The 18768-nt window shown below is 72.8% G+C and carries 20 protein-coding genes and 1 pseudogene; 18 read left to right on the top strand and 3 right to left on the bottom strand.

All coding sequences use genetic code 11. From position 1 onward, the window contains the following. Positions 1–972, bottom strand: coding sequence for an erythromycin esterase family protein (locus ACFUUZ_RS22955; RefSeq protein WP_378699404.1), 972 nt, complete (start codon positions 970–972; stop codon positions 1–3). An 81-nt stretch (positions 973–1053) separates the two neighbouring features. Here ACFUUZ_RS22955 and ACFUUZ_RS22950 point away from each other — a divergent pair, with 81 nt between their 5' ends. The 18 genes and pseudogenes from ACFUUZ_RS22950 (at position 1054) to ACFUUZ_RS22865 (ending at position 17375) form a co-directional block, all read left to right on the top strand. Next, complete coding sequence (locus tag ACFUUZ_RS22950) at positions 1054–1773, top strand: TioE family transcriptional regulator (RefSeq protein WP_378699402.1); 720 nt, start codon at positions 1054–1056, stop codon at positions 1771–1773. A gap of 77 nt (positions 1774–1850) precedes the next feature. Further along, entirely contained in the window at positions 1851–2384 is a 534-nt protein-coding gene (locus ACFUUZ_RS22945) for a lipoprotein LpqH (RefSeq protein WP_378699400.1), read from the top strand. A 228-nt stretch (positions 2385–2612) separates the two neighbouring features. Then, a complete protein-coding gene (locus tag ACFUUZ_RS22940; protein WP_378699397.1) occupies positions 2613–3872 on the top strand; it encodes a diguanylate cyclase domain-containing protein in 1260 nt (419 codons plus the stop codon). Next, on the top strand, positions 3869–4579 hold the full coding sequence (locus tag ACFUUZ_RS22935) for a class I SAM-dependent methyltransferase (RefSeq protein ID WP_378699395.1): 711 nt from the start codon (positions 3869–3871) through the stop codon (positions 4577–4579). The genes ACFUUZ_RS22940 and ACFUUZ_RS22935 overlap by 4 nt, the downstream gene beginning before the upstream one ends. 118 nt (positions 4580–4697) lie before the next feature. Next, entirely contained in the window at positions 4698–5219 is a 522-nt protein-coding gene (locus ACFUUZ_RS22930; protein ID WP_378699437.1) for a hypothetical protein, read from the top strand. Positions 5220–5306: 87 nt separating this feature from the next. After that, positions 5307–7001, top strand: a complete 1695-nt coding sequence (locus ACFUUZ_RS22925; RefSeq protein WP_378699393.1) for a SulP family inorganic anion transporter — start codon at positions 5307–5309, stop codon at positions 6999–7001. Beyond that, the gene (locus ACFUUZ_RS22920) at positions 6998–8287 is read left to right on the top strand and encodes a diacylglycerol/lipid kinase family protein (RefSeq protein WP_378699391.1); all 1290 of its coding nucleotides are present in this window, start codon (positions 6998–7000) and stop codon (positions 8285–8287) included. The genes ACFUUZ_RS22925 and ACFUUZ_RS22920 overlap by 4 nt, the downstream gene beginning before the upstream one ends. Positions 8288–8381: 94 nt before the next feature. Beyond that, complete coding sequence (locus ACFUUZ_RS22915) at positions 8382–9071, top strand: GntR family transcriptional regulator (protein WP_378699389.1); 690 nt, start codon at positions 8382–8384, stop codon at positions 9069–9071. After that, positions 9068–9847, top strand: coding sequence for a LamB/YcsF family protein (locus tag ACFUUZ_RS22910; protein ID WP_378699387.1), 780 nt, complete (start codon positions 9068–9070; stop codon positions 9845–9847). The genes ACFUUZ_RS22915 and ACFUUZ_RS22910 overlap by 4 nt, the downstream gene beginning before the upstream one ends. After that, complete coding sequence (locus tag ACFUUZ_RS22905; protein WP_378699385.1) at positions 9844–10488, top strand: allophanate hydrolase subunit 1; 645 nt, start codon at positions 9844–9846, stop codon at positions 10486–10488. The genes ACFUUZ_RS22910 and ACFUUZ_RS22905 overlap by 4 nt, the downstream gene beginning before the upstream one ends. Beyond that, the gene (locus ACFUUZ_RS22900; protein WP_378699383.1) at positions 10485–11396 is read left to right on the top strand and encodes a biotin-dependent carboxyltransferase family protein; all 912 of its coding nucleotides are present in this window, start codon (positions 10485–10487) and stop codon (positions 11394–11396) included. Before ACFUUZ_RS22905 ends, ACFUUZ_RS22900 begins: the two co-directional genes overlap by 4 nt. Before the next feature lie 213 nt (positions 11397–11609). Continuing rightward, the gene (locus tag ACFUUZ_RS22895; protein WP_378699381.1) at positions 11610–12857 is read left to right on the top strand and encodes an MFS transporter; all 1248 of its coding nucleotides are present in this window, start codon (positions 11610–11612) and stop codon (positions 12855–12857) included. Then, positions 12854–13627 (top strand): D-glutamate cyclase family protein, encoded by a 774-nt coding sequence (locus ACFUUZ_RS22890; RefSeq protein WP_378699379.1) that lies wholly within the window; start codon positions 12854–12856, stop codon positions 13625–13627. The genes ACFUUZ_RS22895 and ACFUUZ_RS22890 overlap by 4 nt, the downstream gene beginning before the upstream one ends. After that, positions 13627–15036, top strand: a complete 1410-nt coding sequence (locus ACFUUZ_RS22885) for an aspartate ammonia-lyase (RefSeq protein ID WP_378699377.1) — start codon at positions 13627–13629, stop codon at positions 15034–15036. The genes ACFUUZ_RS22890 and ACFUUZ_RS22885 overlap by 1 nt, the downstream gene beginning before the upstream one ends. Before the next feature lie 21 nt (positions 15037–15057). Further along, a complete protein-coding gene (locus ACFUUZ_RS22880; protein WP_378699375.1) occupies positions 15058–15498 on the top strand; it encodes a VOC family protein in 441 nt (146 codons plus the stop codon). Positions 15499–15502: 4 nt separating this feature from the next. Next, positions 15503–16147, top strand: coding sequence for a helix-turn-helix domain-containing protein (locus ACFUUZ_RS22875; RefSeq protein WP_378699373.1), 645 nt, complete (start codon positions 15503–15505; stop codon positions 16145–16147). After that, positions 16144–16964: pseudogene (locus tag ACFUUZ_RS22870) on the top strand (HpcH/HpaI aldolase/citrate lyase family protein). The gene ACFUUZ_RS22875 and the pseudogene ACFUUZ_RS22870 overlap by 4 nt, the downstream one beginning before the upstream one ends. Before the next feature lie 132 nt (positions 16965–17096). After that, complete coding sequence (locus ACFUUZ_RS22865) at positions 17097–17375, top strand: GlsB/YeaQ/YmgE family stress response membrane protein (RefSeq protein WP_378699371.1); 279 nt, start codon at positions 17097–17099, stop codon at positions 17373–17375. A gap of 58 nt (positions 17376–17433) precedes the next feature. Here ACFUUZ_RS22865 and ACFUUZ_RS22860 read toward each other — a convergent pair whose 3' ends face one another. After that, positions 17434–17883: a deaminase gene (locus ACFUUZ_RS22860; RefSeq protein WP_378699369.1), complete on the bottom strand. Its 450-nt coding sequence runs from the start codon at positions 17881–17883 to the stop codon at positions 17434–17436. Continuing rightward, on the bottom strand, positions 17876–18556 hold the full coding sequence (locus ACFUUZ_RS22855; protein WP_378699366.1) for a RibD family protein: 681 nt from the start codon (positions 18554–18556) through the stop codon (positions 17876–17878). The genes ACFUUZ_RS22860 and ACFUUZ_RS22855 overlap by 8 nt, the downstream gene beginning before the upstream one ends. Positions 18557–18768 lie beyond the last annotated feature (212 nt).

Here is an 18768-nt window from a genome sequence, read left to right as displayed (position 1 = left end):
TCAGCCGTCGACGTACAGCACACCGTCGGCGGCGTCGACCGAGGCCCGGTCGAGCGCGTCGCTCCTCATGGCGCCGAGCACTACGCGGTACCGTTCGCCGAGCACGGTGTCGGCGATGGCGCCCGCCGACCACCAGCCGACCGCCATCCCCGCCACGCGCATGCTGCTCGGAATCCGCTGCAGGTGCGCGTTGTGGGCGAAGACCAGGGTGGGACCGCGGTCGCCCTCGATCTCGCGGATGTCGAGCAGGTTGCGCGCCATGATGGCGCCGCGGGTGGCGAGCAGCCCGGAGATACGGGCGCTCTCCTCGACCCGCCGCGCGGCCTGCCGGTGGTAGCGGAGCAGCCCGATCCCGGCGGTGAGGTGGGTGTGGGCGCGGCGCCATGCGGCGCGGGAACTCGCCTCCGGGGCGCGGGCGTGCAGGGTGTCGAGGAGGTCGTCGGCGCGAACCGTGAGCTTCGTGGCGATGTCGCTGTCGCCGATCGACCGGGAGGCGTCCAGGATCGCCTCCGGTCGGTCCCACTGCTCGTCGGGGCCGAATTCGGCGCTGTCCAGGTCGATGTCGAAGTGGCGGGCCGCGTACTCGAGGTAGGTGCGCGGGCTGGGGGCGGTGGTGTTCTCGGTCGGTGCGTCGAAACCGTGGAAGGCGAGGCGTTCCCCGGGCGGGCGGGTCGCGTTGTAGGCCCGCATCCGGGCGAGCAGCTCCCGATTCGGTTCCAGCGCGCCGAAGCCGTGCGAGAAGCCGTCGCGCAGGGCGTCGTCGAGCGTTCCGGTGCCGTCGCGCACGAAGTCGTCGACCGCGAGCGCGGCCACCCGGTCGGTCTCCAGGGCGATGGAGCGGAACCCGAGCCGCACGAGGGTGGCGAAGACGTCGTTGCGGCGGTGCCCGAAGGCGGGCTCCCGGTGGGTCGGCTCCCCCAGTCCGAGCAGTGTGCACGACGGGGTGAGGAAATCTCGGATGTCCTGACTCATGTGAGTGAATCGTATCGTTGAACGAACGGGTGAAGGTTCGTGTCCACCGACCTGGAATACCTGCCGTAAAGTCTCCACTCGGTGACCTCACTCCGCCCCTCCCACCTGGCCCGCGAGCACGGCATCTCGACCCAGGCCGTCCGCAACTACGAGCGTGACGGCTTCCTGCCGCCCGCCGCGCGCACCCCCACCGGCTACCGGATCTACACCGAGCGGCACGCCGCCGCGCTGCGCGCGTACCTCGCCCTGGTCGCCGCGCACGGCCATGACCCCGCGGGCCGGGTCATGACGGCGCTGCACGCGGGCGAGGTGGACCGCGCGCTGGCCGTGATCGCGGACGGGCACGGCCGCTTCCTCCGTGATCGCGACACCCTCGACCAGGTCCGCCGGGCGATCGGCCACCTCACGGCCCACCGGGAACACCCCGAGGTCTCCGGCGTGCGCAGTATCGGCGAACTCGCGCACCGCCTGCGGCTGAGCCCGGCCACCCTGCGCACCTGGGAGCGCGCCGGAATCCTCGTCCCGGCTCGGGATCGCGCGACCGGGCACCGGATCTTCCGGGCGGGCGACGTCCGCGACGCCGAACTCGCGCACCTGCTGCGCCGCGGCGGCTATCCGCTGGAACGCATCGCCACCGTGGTGGAGCAGGTCCGCACGGCAGGCGGAACCGACGAGCTCGCCGCGGCCCTGGACGGCTGGCAGCAGGCGCTGACCGCGCGCGGGCTGGCCATGCTGCGCGCAGCGGCACGGCTGGACGACTACCTCCGACCAGGCATTTCCCCGGAAACCTGGGATCGGTAGGGCGCGATTCCCTCCTACCTTCATCTCAACGGCCTCACCGGAAGCCGAACAACCCGAGATCGAAGGAACGAAAAGCGATGAGCACCACCACCATCCGCCTGGCCACCATCACCACCGCCGCGGCCGCCACCCTCACCCTGCTGGTCACCGGCTGCAGCGACAGCGGCAGCACCGCCACCCCCTCGAGCAACCCCACCACGCAGGCGAACACCGGCCCCGCGGGCAGCTCCGCCGCGAAGGTCGACGGCAAGGCCATCGACGCCCGCCTCGACACCACCTGCGCGAAGCAGAACGGCACCCTCGCCCTGGCCCTGACCGACCTGAGCAACGCCACCTACGGCAACCTCACCGTCTCGGCCACCATCCAGGGCGAGGACACCGTCCAGGCCGTCGCCATCGCGGGCACCAAGGGCGGCGAGAACGGCACCCCCTACGCCGTCGGCTACGGCGCGGGCGCCCCCGGCGGGTCGGCGAAGGTCACCAGGAGCGGTACCACCTACACCGTCACCGGCGAGGGTGTCGGCGGCGTCGACCTCACCAACCCCCTCGCGGGCCCGAAGAGCATCCCCTTCGAGATCACCTTCGCCTGCACCACCGTCGTCAACGGCTGACCCGCCGATCCCGGTGTCCCCCTTGGGCACCGGGGTCGCCGCGGTTCCGGCGTCGCCCGGCCCGCGCGCTGCTATCCTGGCTGCTCGCCGGTCGGCTGCGCCGTCGGCGGGAACGCCACCGGCCGCAGCGCGGCGGCGCCATCGGTGGGGTGCTCGTGATGCTCGAAGGGTCTGGTTGACGTGACGCGCGGCGAACGCTCGATTCTCGCTCGGTCGTGGCGGGAGGCGGTGAGCACGACCGGGGTCGCGCTCCCCGAGGTCGTGTTCGACGCGCTGACCGGCCACGCCCTCCGCGATTTCGGCGCCGAGCCGTTCGCGCCCGCCGCGGGCGCCGGGCTCGGCGCCGCGCTCGTCGATGCCGGGCTCACCGACCCGGCCGCGCCGATCGCCTCCGCGCCGGTGCTGCTCGCCATCGCGGCGAGCGCGGGCCGCGCCGAGGTGGCGGCGGGCTACCTGGTGGCGGTGGGGCAGGGGCACCAGGCGCGGCGCACCGAGTCCGCGCTGCCGGACGAACGGGCGCGCAGGCTCCGCATCCTGTTCGACCACTCGGCCGCCGCCATCGCCATCGGCGACACCGAGGGCCGGATCCTGGAGGCCAACCGCAGCCTCGCCGACATGATCGGCGTCGCCCCCGACGCGCTGGCCGGGATCTCGGTCTACGACTTCGCGCACCCCGACGACCACGACCACATCCGCACCCTGCTCTACGAGCAGCTCATCCCCGCCGGGAAGGGCACGGTCTCGCTCAAGCAGCGGCTCGTGCGCGCGGACGGCTCGATCGGCTGGATGAACATCGGCATCACCTTCGCCGGGGGCGGCTCCGACGGCGAACCGGACTACCTGGTCGCGGTCGGCGCCGACGTCACCGACCAGTACCGGCACCAGGCCGAGCTGCACCACCAGGCCAGACACGACCCGCTCACCGGGCTGCCCAACCGCAGATACCTCATGGAGACCATCAACCGCCACAGCGCCACCGCCGACGACGGCGCGCTGGTCGGGCTCTGCTTCCTCGACCTGAACCGGTTCAAGCAGATCAACGACCGGTTCGGGCACACCGTCGGCGACACGGTGCTGCGCGCGGTCGCCGCCCGGCTGCACGCCGACACCCGCGCGCACGACGACCACCTGATCGCCCGCATCGGCGGCGACGAGTTCGTGGCGCTCATCGCCCCGCCCACCACCGCCGAGCGGGTCGACGCCATCTCGCGGCGGCTGGCCGCGGTCTTCCGCGAGCCGATCGACGCGGGCGGCCGCAGGCTGGCGGTGACCGCGAGCATCGGCACCATCACCACCAGGATCGCCCGCAACGGCGCCGAATCCCTGCTCGCCGCCGCCGATTCCGGGCTGTACCACGCCAAGCGCAGCCGCTCGTCGGAGCCGGTGCCCGCGGCGGACCCGGACTCCGCCGCCGCGGAGGCCATGTACCACCGGCTCGTCGGCCTCGACGCGCACGTCGGGCTCACCCCGGGCCTGCACGCCGAATGACCGCCGCCCCGCACCTGCTCGACCACGCCGCGCTGGAGCGGTCGTCGGTAGTGGCGAACAACGCGATGAACCGCGGCCGCGGGCTCACCGGGGTGAACAGCTACGCCCGCGACCTCGGCTTCGACCCCGTCGCGCGGCTCGTCCAGCGGCTGCCGGCCCCGGTCACCTGGATCGACGTGTGCTGCGGCGCGGGCCGAGCGCTGCTCGAGGCGGAGTCCCGCTGCGCCGCCGACCACCCCGACGCGGACGTCACGCTGCTCGGCATCGATCTCGTCGGCTACTTCCAGAGTCCGCCGCGCACCCCGCGCCTCCACCTGCACACCGCCAGCGCGCACGACTGGCGCCCCGACCGCACCGCCGACCTCGTCACCTGCGTGCACGGGCTGCACTACATCGGCGACAAACTCGGGCTGCTCACCGCCATGGCAGGGTGGCTCACCCCCGGCGGCACCCTCGCCGCGCACTTCGACCCCGCCGCCGTCCGGCACCGCGACGGCTCCTCCGCCGCCCGCGAGGTGCACGCCGAACTGCGCCGAGCCGAAATCGCCTACGACGCCCGCAAACACCTCGTCACCGCCACCGGCCCCGCCTCTCCCCACTTCCCCGCGACCTACCTCGGCGCCGACGACACAGCGGGCCCCGGCTACACCGGCCAACCCGCGGTCACCTCGTACTACGACTGGTGCGGTCTCACCCGTATCGGGTGATATCCGGCCGGATCGCTCGACACGGCACGCGGACCGTAGTTCGCTGGGGAGAAACCGCCTCGGAAGGAGCATCCGTGCCGGTGCCGCACCCCCGACCCCCCGCCGCCCCGTGAGCAAGCTGACGCTGCTGCACCGACCACTGTTCACCGACGGTCTGCAGCTCGACCGGCACCGCGCAGCGAGCCGCGTCAGCGCGTACGTGTACGGCAACGTCCTCATCCTGGCGGCGCTGATTCCGATCCCGGTCAGCCCGAAACACGTCGGCATCCTGCTGGTGGTCGCCGCCGCGCTCTCCACCTTCGTCGCGCACGCCTTCGCCGAGAGCGTCGGCCAGAGCATCCGCGAGGACCGCACCCTGACCGCGGCCGACCGCAGGGCCGAGCTGCGCGACTCGCTGCCCATCCTGACCACGGCGATCCTGCCGTGCGCGATCCTGGCCTGCGCCTGGTTCGGCTGGCTCGAACCGCGCACCGCGCAACTCCTGGCCGAGGTCACCGTGCTGATCCGGATCGGCGGCACCGCGTTCGTCGTCCGCCGCCTGCAGGGCAGGCCGCCGCACCGGGCCACGCTGATCCAGGCGCTGCTGGTCACCGCTCTGGCGACCGCGGTGGTCGCGGTGAAGGTGTTCCTCACCCACTGACGCGGCCATGTCACCCGCAACGGGTGAGGCGCGGCGGACGCCGCTCGCGAATACTGGCCGCAGCGTGGAGCAGGAAGGACGCGCGCGATGAACCAGACCTTGTCGCTCGGCGCACTGCCCGGCGTCGTGACGGCCCGCGGCTACCGCCGCGAATGGCTGCGCGACGACATCACCGCAGGTCTCGTCCTGACTGCCCTGCTGATCCCCGCGGGCATGGGGTACGCCGAGGCCGCCGGGCTCCCCGCCTACACGGGGCTCTACGCCACCATCGTCCCGCTGCTCGCCTACGCGCTCTGCGGTCCGTCCCGCATCCTCGTCCTCGGCCCGGACTCCTCACTGGCGCCGCTCATCGCGGCCGCCATCCTCCCGCTGGCGGTCGCCGACGACCCGCAGACCGCGGTCGCGCTGGCGGGCGTGCTCGGCGTGCTGGTCGGGCTGATCCTGCTGCTCGGCGGGTTCCTCCGGCTCGGCTTCGTCACCGACCTGCTCTCCAAACCGATCCGCCTCGGCTACCTGAACGCCATCGCGCTCATCGTCCTGGTGGGTCAGCTGCCGAAGCTGCTCGGTTTCTCCGTCGACGCGGACAGCCTGCTCGGCGAGATCGCGGAGATCGGGCGCGCGCTCGGCTCCGGCGGGGTCGACCCGCCCGCGGCGGCGATCGGCATCGGGTCGCTGGTGGTGATCGTGGCATTCCGCCTGTTCCTGCCCGCGGTGCCGGGGGTGCTGGTCGCGGTCGTCGGCGCCATCGCGATCTGCGCGGCGGCCGGACTGACCGACGAGATCGGCATGGTGGGGGCGCTGCCGAGCGGCTTCCCGCTGCCGAGCTTCGGCGGCGTCGACTGGGGTGAGGTCGGGCGGCTGGTCGGGCCCGCGGCGGGGATAGCGCTGATCGCGTTCGCCGACACCGGCGTGCTGTCCAGGACCTTCGCCGCCAGGCACGGCGCCGAGGTCGATGGCAACACCGAGATGAAGGCGATCGGCGTCGCGAACATCGCGGGCGGCATCTTCGGCGGCTTCCCGATCTCGGCGAGCGGGTCGCGCACCCCGGTGGCCGAGCAGAGCGGCGCCCACACCCAGCTGGCCGGGGTGGTCGGCGCGCTCGCGGTGCTGCTGTTCGTGCTGGTCGCGCCCGGTGTGACCAGCTACCTGCCGGACGCGACGCTGGCCGCGGTGGTCATCGTGGCCGTCACCGCGCTGATCGATGTCAGCGGTCTGGCCCGGATGTGGCGGATGAGCAGGGTCGAGTTCGCGCTGGCGGCCGCGGCGCTGCTCGGGGTCGCGCTGGTCGGGGTGTTACAGGGCATCGTGGTCGCGATCGGGCTGTCGTTCCTGACGGTGGTGGTCCGCGCCTGGCAGCCCTACCGCACCGAGCTGGTGCGCACCCCGGCCCGCCCCGGCTTCCACGACATCGAACGCCACCCCGACGGTCACCGCATCCCGGGGCTGGTGCTGGTGCGCTTCGACGCGCCGCTCTTCTTCGCCAACGGCGAGATCTTCGACTCCTACGTGCGCTCGGTGGTGGCGCGCGCCCCCGCGCCGCCCGAGTGGGTGGTGGTGGCCGCCGAGCCGATCACCGGCCTGGACACCACCGCCGTCGACGAACTCGTCGACCTGGACCGGTTCCTGGAGAGCAACGGCATCCGGCTGGCATTCGCCGAGATGAAGGGGCCGATCAAGGATCGGCTCATCCGGTTCGGCGTCGGGGACCGGTTCGGCGAGGGCCACTTCTATCCGACCCTCGAGGCCGCGGTCGATGCCTTCGAACGGCGGGCGGACCCGTGAGCGCGCACCGCTGGTTCGCGCGCGCCGCGCTGCTGTGCGCGCTCGCCGCCGCCGCGACGCCGGTCGCCGCGGCGGGGGTGCGCGGCGCGACGGCGCTGCTCGCGGTCGGGGCCTGCGGGGTCGCGGTCACCGTTGCGGCGCTGTACTGGGCGCTCACCAGGCGCGGGGTGCTGCGCGCGGCGGCGGTGGGCGCGGCGGTGGCGGCGCCGATCGTCGTGGTGGTCGTGTTCGTGCGCGCCCACCTGCTGTGGGTGGTGCTGCTCGCCGCCGGATTCGCGGTGCTGGCGCTGCTCGCCGCGAGGGCCGCGCTGCGGCGCCCGCACGATCCCGTTCTCGAGCATCTCGCGCCGGACGTCGAGCGCCCCTTCCTGATCATGAATCCACGCTCCGGCGGCGGCAAGGTCACCAAGTTCGACCTGCGGCGCCGGGCCGAGGCGCTCGGCGCGGAGGTGGCGCTGCTGGACGGGCCGGAGCCCGTCGACGTGGTGGAGCTGGCGCGGGCGGCGGTCGCCCGCGGCGCGGATCTGCTCGGGGTGGCGGGCGGTGACGGCACCCAGGCCCTGGTCGCCGGGGTCGCGGCCGAGCACGGGCTGCCGTTCCTCGTGCTCAGCGCGGGCACCCGCAACCACTTCGCCATGGATCTCGGGCTGGACCGCGCCGACCCGGCCGCCGGGCTCGCCGCGCTCACCGACGGCGTCGAACTGCACATCGACCTCGCCCGGATCAACGGCAGGCCGTTCGTGAACAACGCCTCCTTCGGCGTCTACGCCCAGATCGTCGAGGACCCGGCCTACCGCGACGACAAGACCCGCACCGTCCTCGCCCGGCTCCCCGACCTGCTCACCGGCCCCGACCGCACCCGCCTGACGGTCCGCCTGCCCGACACCGAGATCACCGGCCCGCAGGCGATCCTGGTGAGCAACAACCCCTACGGCTCCAGCGACCTGGCCGGGCTCAGCCGCCGCGACCGCCTCGACCGCGGCGTCCTCGGCCTGGTCACCGTGACGGTGGCGAGCGCGGGCGCCGCCATCGGACTGCTGCGCCGCACCCGCACCCGCGGCCTGACCCGCGGCCTCGCCACCACCGTCACCGTCGAATCCGACGCCCCGCGCATCCCGGTCGGCGTCGACGGCGAATCGCTGCTCCTCGACACCCCGGTGCACTGCACCATCGAGCCGGGGGCGCTGCGCGTGCGCGTCCCCCGCACCCGGGTGTGGCACCGCCCCGCCGAGCCGGCGGTCGACTGGGTCCGGCTCCTGGAGCTGGCGAAGCCCGCCGTCCTGTAAGCGCCGTGTTACGCCCGGATTCGCTCTCGTTACGGTTGCCGTAGTTTTGCCGGTTCGGCTTCCCTCTGCGTTGCATCCAGTGTATACAAAGTATATGTCACCCAGGTCACACCAGAACGGCGGCGGCGACGAGCTGGCCGACCGGCTCCGCACCGCGATCGTCGAAGGCGTCTACCCGCCCGGCCATCGGCTGGTGCAGGAGGAGCTGGCCGACCGCTTCGGCGTCTCCCGCATCCCGCTGCGCGAGGCGATCCGCACGCTGGTCGGCGAGGGGCTGCTGCGCTCGGAGCCGGGCCGCGGCACCTACGTGACCAACCTCGACATCGAGGAGATCGACGAGATCTACGACCTGCGCAGGCTGATCGAGCCGAGCTTCGCCGGGCACGTCACCGAGCGGGTCTCGCGCCGCGACATCGCCCGGTTCGAGGCCATGGCGGCCGAGATGGACACCGTCGCCGAGATCGGCGCGGCGGCGTGGTCGCGCACCAACCTCGCCTTCCACCTGGACATGTACCGGCTCTCCGGGCTGCCGCTGCGCTACGAGTTCATCGCGCAGATGTACCACCGGCTGGAGCCGTACTCCCGGTTCTACGTGCACGGCACCTGCGCCTACGACCGGGTGCAGCACGAGCACAAGGCCATGGTCCAGGCACTGGCCGACGGTGACGCCGAGGCGCTGGCCGCGCAGATCGTCGCGCACATCGACGGTGGGCAGACGGGGCTGCACCGGGCCTGGGAGCACTCCTCGGAGGAGATGCGGCTGTACTGGCGGAGCAACGCATGAGGGCGCACCTGGACACCGACATCGGCGAGGGCTTCGGCGTGTGGGGCAACCACGACGAGTCCGCGCTCATGGCGCAGGTGTCGGCGGCCAATATCGCCTGCGGCTTCCACGCCGGTGACCCGGACATCCTGCGCCGCACCACCGCGCTCGCCGCCGAGCTGGGCGTCTCGATCGGCGCGCAGGTCTCCTACCGGGATCTGGCCGGGTTCGGGCGCCGCTTCATCGATGTCGCGCGCCCGACGCTGGTCAACGAGATCGTCTACCAGATCGGCGCGCTGCAGGCCTTCGCCCGGGTCGCGGGCACCGAGGTCACCTACGTGAAGGCGCACGGCGCGCTCTACAACGTCGCCGCCGAGCACGTCGAGCAGGCGGCGGCGATCGTGGACGCGGTCGAGCTGGTCGATCCGGGGCTGGCGCTGCTCTGCCAGTACGACACCGAGGTGTGGCGGCAGGCCCGCGAACGCGGGATCGCGACCGTCGCGGAGGCCTTCGTCGACCGCGGCTACACCGCCGAGGGGCGGCTGGTCTCGCGGAAGCACCCGGCGGCGCTCGTCACCGATGCGGAGGAGGCCGCCCGGCGTGCGCTGGCCATGGTGACCGAGCGCCGGGTGACCTCCGTCGACGGCGACACGGTGGCGGTCGCCCCCGACGACGCCACCGCGCTCGCGCTCTGCGTGCACAGCGACACCCCCGGCGCCCTGGAGCTGGCGACCGCCACCGGCGCGGCGCTGCGGGCGCACGGATTCGACCTCGCCCCGATCGGCCGCGCCCGATGACCGCGGGCACCGCGGTCGCCATCCACCGGGCCGGTGACCGCGGCTGGCTGATCGACGTGGAGCCGGGGCACATCGCCGCCCTCGTCCGCGAGATCCGGAGCCGCGAGTGGTTCTCGCTGGTCCGCGATCTGGTGCCCGCCGCAGCCTCGATCCTGGTGCTCGCGCACGCGATCGAGGACATGGCGGGGTTGCGCGCCGAGCTCGAGCGGCTGCTCGGCGGCTTCGACCCGACCACCGCGCCCGGCACCGCCGAGGGCGCCACCGTCGAGGTGCCTGTGGTCTACGACGGCGAGGACCTGGGGTACGTCGGCGCCGCGCTCGGCCTCGAGCCCGCCGCGATCGTCGCCGCGCACACCGGCGCGGTGCACCGGGTCGGGTTCTTCGGTTTCGCACCGGGTTTCGCCTACCTCGACGGCTCGGCCACGAAGCTGTCCCTCCCCCGCCGGACCTCGCCGCGCCCCCGGGTGGCGGCGGGCGCGGTGGCCATCGCCGGAACGCAGACCGTCGTCTACCCGGGCGGCACGCCGGGCGGCTGGCACATCATCGGCCACACCGAGGAGCTGCTCTGGAACATCGAGTGGGAGAGCCCGAGCAGGCTCGCCGTCGGCGACCGCGTCGTCTTCCGGGAGGTGCCGCGGTGACCGCGCTGCTCACGACGCAGGCACGCCGGGCCGCCACCGCGACCGCCCGGCTGCGGATCGTCGAGCCGGGGCCGCTCACCACGGTGCAGGACGCCGGGCGCGCCGGCCTCGCCCACCTCGGGATCGGCGCCGCGGGCCCGGCCGACCGCGCCGCCGCCGCGCTGGCGAACCGGCTGGTCGGCAACCCGGAGGGCACTCCGCTGCTGGAGAACACGCTGGGCGGGCTGACGGTCAGCACCTCGACGGCCAGGTACGTGGCGATCACCGGCGCCCCGGCCGCGGTCCGGGTGGACGGCCACACCGTCGCCGAACCGCAGCGGGTGTATCTGACCGCCGGGCAGCACCTTTCGATCGACCGACCGCCGCTCGGCGTACGGATCTACGTCGCGGTCGGCGGCGGGCTCACCGCGCGCCGGGTGTTCGGCTCGTGCAGCACCGATTCGCTGTCCGGGCTCGGCCCGGCGGCGCTCCGCGCCGGTGCCGACCTCGCCCTCGCCCCGACCGCCCCCGACCCGCCGCACGCCCCGCTCGAGCTGATCGCGCCGCCGCTCCCGGTCGGCACCATCGACCTGCGCTTCCGCTGGGGGCCTCGGCACTCCCTGTTCACCGCCGCCGACACCGCCGCGCTCACCGCGACGACCTGGACGGTGGGGGTGGACAGCAACCGCGTCGGCGTCCGGCTCTCCGGCCCGGCGCTGGGTATCGGCGCGGTGGATCTCCCCAGCGAGGGCATGCCGCTCGGCGCGATCCAGGTGCCGCCGTCGGGCCAGCCGATCGTCTTCCTCGCCGATCACCCCGTGACCGGCGGCTACCCGGTGATCGGCGTGGTGACCGAACCCGATCTCGACCTGCTCGCCCAGGCGCCGCCCGGTGCCAGGGTCTCGTTCTCCGCGCTCGGCGCGGCCTGACCACCCCGGAAAGGAAAGAGCCACGCCATCGGCAGGACGGCAATCCCGCCGACGGCAGGCAGCCCGTGCCCAGCGTCCACCGCGTGCCGATCACAGCCTGACCCGCCCGATCGACGCGCGCTCGTTCTCTCGAACTCGACCACTACACCCGGAGCTACCATGTCCACTCTAGTCACAGCTGCCTCGCCCCCGGCGACCGAGGAGCCGAATCGCATGCGACCCAGGCGCGCCGCGCTCGCGGCCGCGGCGGGCACCGCCGTCGAATACTACGAATTCGGCGTCTACGGCTACCTCGCCGTCATCATCGGCCCGCTGTTCTTCCCCAGCGACGACCCGACGGCCTCGCTGCTCTCCACCCTCGCGGTCTTCGGCAGCGCCTTCCTCATGCGCCCGCTCGGCGGGCTCGTGCTCGGCCGCCTCGGCGACCGGATCGGCCGCAAACCGGTGCTGATCACCACCGTCGTCGGCATGGGCACCGCCACCGCGGTGGTCGGGCTGCTGCCGACCGCGGCCAGTATCGGGGTCTTCGCGCCGCTGGCGCTGCTGCTGGTGCGGCTCGCCCAGGGCTTCTTCGCCGGCGGCGAGGTCACCGGCTCGGCGACCTACCTGTCGGAGTCGGCGCCCGCCGGGAAGCGCGGCTTCTTCGGCGCGTTCACCCCGGTCGGCGTCGCGGTCGGCGGCGGCACCGCGGCGCTGGTCGCCGGGCTCACCTCCACCCTGCTCAGCGACGAGCAGCTGCGCGACTTCGGCTGGCGCATCCCGTTCCTGCTCGCGCTGCCGCTCATCGCGGTCACCCTGATCGCGCGGCACAGGCTGGAGGACTCGCACGACTTCGTCGCCGCCGTCGAGGCGGACAAGCCCGCCAAGGCGCCGCTGCGCGAGGTGCTCACCGAGCACCGCGCCGCCGTGGTCAAGGTGATCTTCCTGGCGATCGGCTCCAACGCGGGCTACTGGGTCGGGCTGATCTTCATGAACATCTACCTGACCACCTACCTGGGCTACTCCAAGTCGAACACCTTCTGGATCATGGGCGCGATCAGCCTCTTCGTCGCCTGCCTGATGCCGATCTTCGGCGGGCTGTCGGACCGGGTCGGCAGGCGCAAGGTGATCACCGCCGGGTTCCTCGGGTACGCGGTGCTGGTGCTGCCCGCCATGATCGCCATGGACCAGGGCAGCTTCGCGCTGGCCGTCGGGGCGATGGTGGTGCTGGCGCTGCCCATGCCGATCGTGCAGTCGGTGACCTACCCGACCTACGCCGAGCAGTTCCCGACCCGGGTGCGCTACACCGGGCTCTCGCTGGCCTTCAATATCGGCACCATCATCGGCGGCGGCCTCACCCCCTACCTGGCCACCTACCTGATCGACCGCACCGGCAGCCTGCTCGCCCCCGGCTTCCTGCTCATCGCCGCGGTCGTGCTCGCGCTGCTCGCGCTCACCACGGTGCGGGAGCCGAAGTCGTGACCGGCGCAGCGCTGCTGCCCGGCACCCCGCGCGCGCTGCGCGCGGTGATCGCCGACGGCACGTGGACCGGGCCGACCGCGGGCATCCTGGACGGCCACCAGCAGGCCAACCTGGTCGTCGTCCCCGCGACCGCCGCCGCCGAATTCGCCGAGTACTGCGCCGCCAACCCGTCGGTCTGCCCGCTGCTGGCCCGCTCGGAGCCGGGCGACCCGCACCTCACGTACCGGGGCTGCACGGTCGACGTCCGCACCGAGCTGCCGCGCTACCGGATCTGGCGGGACGCGGAGCTCATCGGCGAACCGCTCGACCTGACCGCGTGGTGGCCCGGCGACGCGGTGGCCTTCGCGCTGGGGTGCAGCCACACCCTGGACGGCCCGCTGCGCCGGGCGGGAATCCCGGTCGCGGCCACCGCGCCACCGGTCTACGTGACCGCGCTGGAGACCGCGGGCGCGACCCGGTTCACCGGGCCGGTGGCGGTGAGCATGCGCCCGGTCGACGCCGCCCTGGTGGACGCCGCGGTGCGGCTCACCGCGGCGCTGCCCACCGGGCACGGCGCCCCGGTGCACGTCGGCGACCCCGGCGCGCTCGGCATCGCCGACCTGGCGCGCCCGGAGTACGGGGTCTTCCCCGGCATCCGGGACGGGCAGGTCCCCGTGTACTGGAACTGCGGCGTCACCCCGCAACTGGCACTCGCGAAGGCCGGGCTCCCGTACGCCGCCACCCACTACCCGGGCCACATGCTGGTCTTCGACGCGGAGGTGGCGCCGTGATGCGGATCGAGCACGACCTGCTCGGCGAGCGCGCGGTCCCCGACACCGCCTACTGGGGTATCCACACCCTCCGGGCCACGGAGAACTTCCCCATCACCGGCACGCCGATCTCCCACCACCCGACCCTGATCCGCGCCCTCGCGCTGACCAAGGCCGCTGCCGCACAGGCGAACCGCGAGCTGGGGCTGCTCCCCGCCGAGCTGGCGGACGCCATCGGCACGGCCTGCGCGGAGATCGCCGGTGGCGCACTGCACGACCACTTCGTGGTCGACGTCCTGCAGGGCGGCGCGGGCACCTCCACCAACATGAACGCCAACGAGGTCATCGCCAACCGCGCGCTCGAACTCCTCGGCCACCAGCGCGGCGCCTACACCGCGCTGCACCCGATCGAGCACGTGAACCTCGGCCAGAGCACCAACGACGTCTACCCCACCGCGGTCCGGCTGGCGGTCCGCGCCGCGCTGGCGGAGCTGCGCACCGCGCTCGCGCACCTGGTGGCGGCCTTCGCCGCCAAGGCGGTCGAGTTCGCCGAGCACCTCAAGATGGGCCGCACGCAGCTGCAGGACGCCGTGCCGATGACGCTGGGCCAGGAGTTCGGCACCTACGCCGTCATGGTCGGCGAGGACATCCAGCGCCTGGACGAGGCCGCGCTGCTCATCGACGAGATCAATCTGGGCGGCACCGCCATCGGCACCGGCCTCAACTCCCCGCCCGGCTACCCGGAGCTGGCCCGCGCGGCGCTCAGCGCGCTCACCGGCTACCCGCTGCGCACCGCCACCGACCTGCTCGAGGCCACCCAGGACGTCGGTGCCTTCGTGCAGCTCTCCGGCACGCTCAAGCGCACCGCGGTCAAGCTCTCGAAGGTCTGCAACGACCTGCGGCTGCTGGCGTCCGGGCCGCGGGCCGGGTTGGGCGAGATCCGGCTGCCCGCCGTGCAGGCGGGGTCGTCGATCATGCCGGGCAAGGTGAATCCGGTGATCCCGGAGGTGGTGTCGCAGGTCGCCTACGAGGTGGTCGGCAACGACATCGCCATCACCATGGCCGCCGAGGCCGGACAGCTCCAGCTCAACGCCTTCGAACCGCTGATCGCGCACAAGCTGCTGGAGTCGGTCGGGCACCTGGCCGCGGCCGCGCGCACGCTCGCCGAGCGCTGCGTGCCTGGCATCACCGCCGACACCGACCGCATGCGGGCGACCGTCGAGCGCTCGGCCGGGCTGATCACCGCGCTCAACCCGCACATCGGCTACGAGGCCGCCTCCCGGCTCGCCGCCCGCGCGCTGACCTCGGACCGCACCGTGGCCGAGCTGGCCACCGAGGCCGGGCTGCTCACCCCGCCGCTGCTCGAACTCCTGCTCTCGCCGCGGCGGCTCACCGGCCGAGCACACTCTGAGCAATTGACTGCTCACTGAATGGGAAGTAAAGTGCACATCATGACGACAGCGACCACCCTCCCGCCCTTCCACCTCGCCATCCCCGTCACCGACATCGAGGCCGCCCGCACGTTCTACGGCGACGTCCTCGGCTTCGCCCGCGGCCGCTCGGACACCAAGTGGACCGACTGGAACGTGCGCGGCCACCAGGTCGTCACCCACGAGGTCGGCGGCGGCACGCCGGACGACGCGGTGCGCGGCACCAACCCGGTCGACGGCCACCAGGTGCCGGTCCCGCACTTCGGGCTGGTGCTCACCGTCGAGGAGTTCCAGGAGCTGGCCGACCGGCTGCGCGCCGTCGACACCGCCTTCGTGATCGAGCCCTACGTGCGGTTCGCGGGCGAGCCGGGCGAGCAGTGGACCATGTTCTTCCTCGACCCCTCCGGCAATGCCCTGGAGTTCAAGGCGTTCCGCGATCTCGACCAGCTCTTCGCCGTCTGACCCGGTGAGCGAGCGCACGGGCGAGGACACCACCGCCGAAGGTGTCCTCGCCCAGGACTTCCTGCTCCGGGTCGGCGCCCGCATCCGGGCCGTCCGGATCGAACGCGACCTGACCGTGCAGCACCTGGCCGAGCTGTCCGGGGTGAGCCGCAGGCTGCTCACCCAGATCGAGCACGGCCAGGCCAACCCCAGCCTGGTCGCGGTCACCAGGATCGCGCGCAGCCTCGGCACCGAGTTCACCGAGCTCATCGGGGAGGCCGGGCCCGCGGAGAGCCCGATCGAGCGGATCCCCGCCGACCGGTACGCCCTGGTCTGGACCTCGCCCGCGGGCAGCTCGGCGCACCTGCTCGTCTCCACGCTCGGCGTGCGCACCGCCGACCTGTGGTCCTGGACGCTGGTCCCTGGCGACTCCTACAGCGGCCTGCCCGACGCCCCCGGCTCCTTCGAGCTCTTCCACGTCACCGCGGGCAGCCTCAGCGTGCTCGCCGACGGCGTCGAGGTCACCATGGCCGCGGGCGAGTCGGGGCGGCTGCGCAGCGACCGCCCCTACAGCTACCGCAACCACGGCACCGCCCCGGCCGTCTTCCTGCGCACCGTCGCGCTGGCAGGCGCCGCCCGCAATGCCCGCGACCCCGAGAGGCCACGATGAACCGGATCGACCCCGCGATGGCGCGATCCTGGCTGCTGGTCAACGCCGCCCGCCCGGCCGATTTCGCCGCCGCCGCGGACTCGGCCGCCGACGCGGTCGTGCTCGACATCGAGGACGCCGTCGACCCCGCCGCGAAGCCGGAGGCCCGCGAGCGGGTCGCGCGGTGGCTCGGCGAGCACCGCGCCTGGGTCCGGGTGAACGACGCCACCACCCCGTTCTGGGCCGACGACCTCGCCCGGCTGCGCACCGCGGCCGGGCTCGCGGGGGTGGTGCTGGCGAAAACCGACTCGGCCGAGCAGCTCTCGGACACCCGCGCCCTGCTCGGCGGCGCCGTCCCGGTCGTCGCGCTCATCGAATCGGCGCTCGGGATCGAGGAGGCGACCGCCATCGCCCGCGCGGGCGCTTCCGGCTCGCCTTCGGCAGCGGCGACTACCGGCGCGACACCGGCGTCGCCGACACCCCGCTCGCGCTGGCCTACCCGCGTTCCCGGCTCACCGTCGCCGCCAGGGTCGCCGGGCTGGCAGGCCCGATCGACGGCCCGAGCACCAGCGCCGACCCGGTCGACATCCGCGAGCACGCCCTGCTCGGCGCCTCGCTCGGAATGGCCGGCGCGCTCTGCCTGTTCCCCGCGCAGACCGCGGTCGTCAATGCCGCTGTCGCGCCGAGCCGGGACGACATCCGCTGGGCGGTGGAGTTCCTCGACGCCTTCCACACCTCCGGCGGCGCGATCCGCGACGGCAGCGACAAGCCTCGCCTGCACCGCGCCACCCGCATCACCGACCTCGCCCGCGCCTACGGGCTGCTCGCCACCCGGTGAACGGCCCGCGATCGCACCGCGGTGAATTCATCGAATCGGGGTGATTGAGCTCACGGGCGCAGGGTATGCCGCGAACTGGATGGGGCGCGTATGAGGGCGCGCACCAATAGTTTCGAAAGAACGGAGAGTGCCATGCTCGGTCTCGGAATCCTCGGCTGGATCATCATCGGCGGCCTGGCGGGCTGGATCGCCAGCAAGATCATGAAGACCGATGCCCAGCAGGGCATCCTGCTCAATATCGTCGTCGGCGTCATCGGCGGCCTGCTCGGCGGCTTCCTGCTGAAGCTGTTCGGGGTCGATGTCGAGGGCGGCGGGCTGTGGTTCAGCTTCTTCACCTGCCTCGGTGGCGCGGTCATCCTGCTGTTCCTGGTCAACCTGGTCACCGGGCGTCGCCGGACCGGCGTGCGGTAGTCCGCGCTCTCCCGAACGGCCCGGAGCTGCGGCTCCGGGCCGTTTCGCGTGCACAGCGCTAGGAAAGGTCCAGGTGGCGATTCATCGACATCGCGACGTCGGCGAGTTCGGGAAGCTCGATGACTTCGACCCCCGCCTGCTGCAGCTTCTCCACCCCCACGCAGTCGTCGACGAAGGTCGAGGGCTCACGCCAGGCGATCACCACCCGCGGGATCTCGGCCGCGAGAACACGCTCGGTGCACGGCAGCCGGGTCTTGGTGGCGCGTTCCGAGCACGGTTCCAGGGTGGTATAGATCGTGGCGCGTTTCAGGCGTGGATCGTCGGCCGCCAATTTGTCCAGCGCGGCTTTCTCGGCATGCACCTTCGGGTCCGTCTCGCGAGAGTAGCCAGACGCGATCTCCGCGCCGCCGACGACGATTACCGCGCCGACCGAGAACGCGCCCTCGACCACGGGGCACTGCCGGGCGAGCTCGATGGCCCGTTCCATCCAGCGGTGATCGTCACTCACCTGAGCTCCCTTCCTTCGGGCGATACCGCAGCAGCGCCACATCACCGATTTGTTCGACACCGGCCAGCCGCATCCGCCGGAGCGAACCGCCCGGGAAGGCAGCAGGGCCGAGAAAACGCGGTGCCGCCGGGTCGCCGACGAGCACCGGCCCGATGGCCAGATCCAACTGGTCAGCGAGCCCGCCCGCCAGGAACGCGGTGTGCATATGGCTGCCGCCCTCCACCATGAGCCGCTGGACTCCGCGGGCACCGAGATCATCGAGCAGCATCTCGAGATCGACCGTCGCGCCGAGCGCGACCACATCCGCGAGGTCTCCGAGCTGTTCGCGCGCGGTGACGGCGCCGTTCTCGGTCGTGTAGACGACGGGGCGCTGTTCGCTGGTGCCGTGGTGCCAGAACTTCGCTTCCGGATCGAGGTCGCCGCTGCCGGTCACCGTCACTTTCCGTGGCTGCCGGGTACGCCCTGCCACCACCCGACCCTCCTGCCGCTCTCCGCTTCGCACGATCAACCGCGGATTGTCCGCACGCAACGTGCCTGCACCGACGAGGATGGCGTCCGACTCGGCGCGCACCTGATCGATCCGGTCGAAGTCCTCGGCGTTGGACAGCAGCAGCCGCTCCGAGGTGGCGTCATCGATATAGCCGTCGACGCTCATGGCGACGGACAGCAGCACGAACGGCCGATTCACGAGGCCACGACCGCCCACCGCCGGACCTCGGCGCGAAACTCCGCGACCGCGGCGCCACCCGCCGTGCCCAGCAGATCGGCTACGGTGCGCACATTGTGCAGGTGAGGTTCCCCCGGTTCTCTGGAGGGCTCAGCATGGTCCGATAGGACCAGGAAGGAGCCCCGTATGGCAGCACCGAAGAAGTACCCCGACGAGCT

It is taken from the genome of Nocardia sp. NPDC057353 (assembly GCF_042667085.1).
GTDB lineage: Bacteria > Actinomycetota > Actinomycetes > Mycobacteriales > Mycobacteriaceae > Nocardia.
Note: the sequence above shows the minus strand (reverse complement) of the source record. Positions and strands in the feature narration are given on the sequence as shown.

Coding starts and splice junctions, on each gene's coding strand:
- ACFUUZ_RS22955 (WP_378699404.1), bottom strand. CDS start 972: ATGAGTCAGGACATCCGAGATTTCCTCACCCCGTCGTGCACACTGCTC.
- ACFUUZ_RS22945 (WP_378699400.1), top strand. CDS start 1,851: ATGAGCACCACCACCATCCGCCTGGCCACCATCACCACCGCCGCGGCC.
- ACFUUZ_RS22935 (WP_378699395.1), top strand. CDS start 3,869: ATGACCGCCGCCCCGCACCTGCTCGACCACGCCGCGCTGGAGCGGTCG.
- ACFUUZ_RS22925 (WP_378699393.1), top strand. CDS start 5,307: ATGAACCAGACCTTGTCGCTCGGCGCACTGCCCGGCGTCGTGACGGCC.
- ACFUUZ_RS22915 (WP_378699389.1), top strand. CDS start 8,382: ATGTCACCCAGGTCACACCAGAACGGCGGCGGCGACGAGCTGGCCGAC.
- ACFUUZ_RS22910 (WP_378699387.1), top strand. CDS start 9,068: ATGAGGGCGCACCTGGACACCGACATCGGCGAGGGCTTCGGCGTGTGG.
- ACFUUZ_RS22905 (WP_378699385.1), top strand. CDS start 9,844: ATGACCGCGGGCACCGCGGTCGCCATCCACCGGGCCGGTGACCGCGGC.
- ACFUUZ_RS22895 (WP_378699381.1), top strand. CDS start 11,610: ATGCGACCCAGGCGCGCCGCGCTCGCGGCCGCGGCGGGCACCGCCGTC.
- ACFUUZ_RS22885 (WP_378699377.1), top strand. CDS start 13,627: ATGCGGATCGAGCACGACCTGCTCGGCGAGCGCGCGGTCCCCGACACC.
- ACFUUZ_RS22880 (WP_378699375.1), top strand. CDS start 15,058: ATGACGACAGCGACCACCCTCCCGCCCTTCCACCTCGCCATCCCCGTC.
- ACFUUZ_RS22865 (WP_378699371.1), top strand. CDS start 17,097: ATGCTCGGTCTCGGAATCCTCGGCTGGATCATCATCGGCGGCCTGGCG.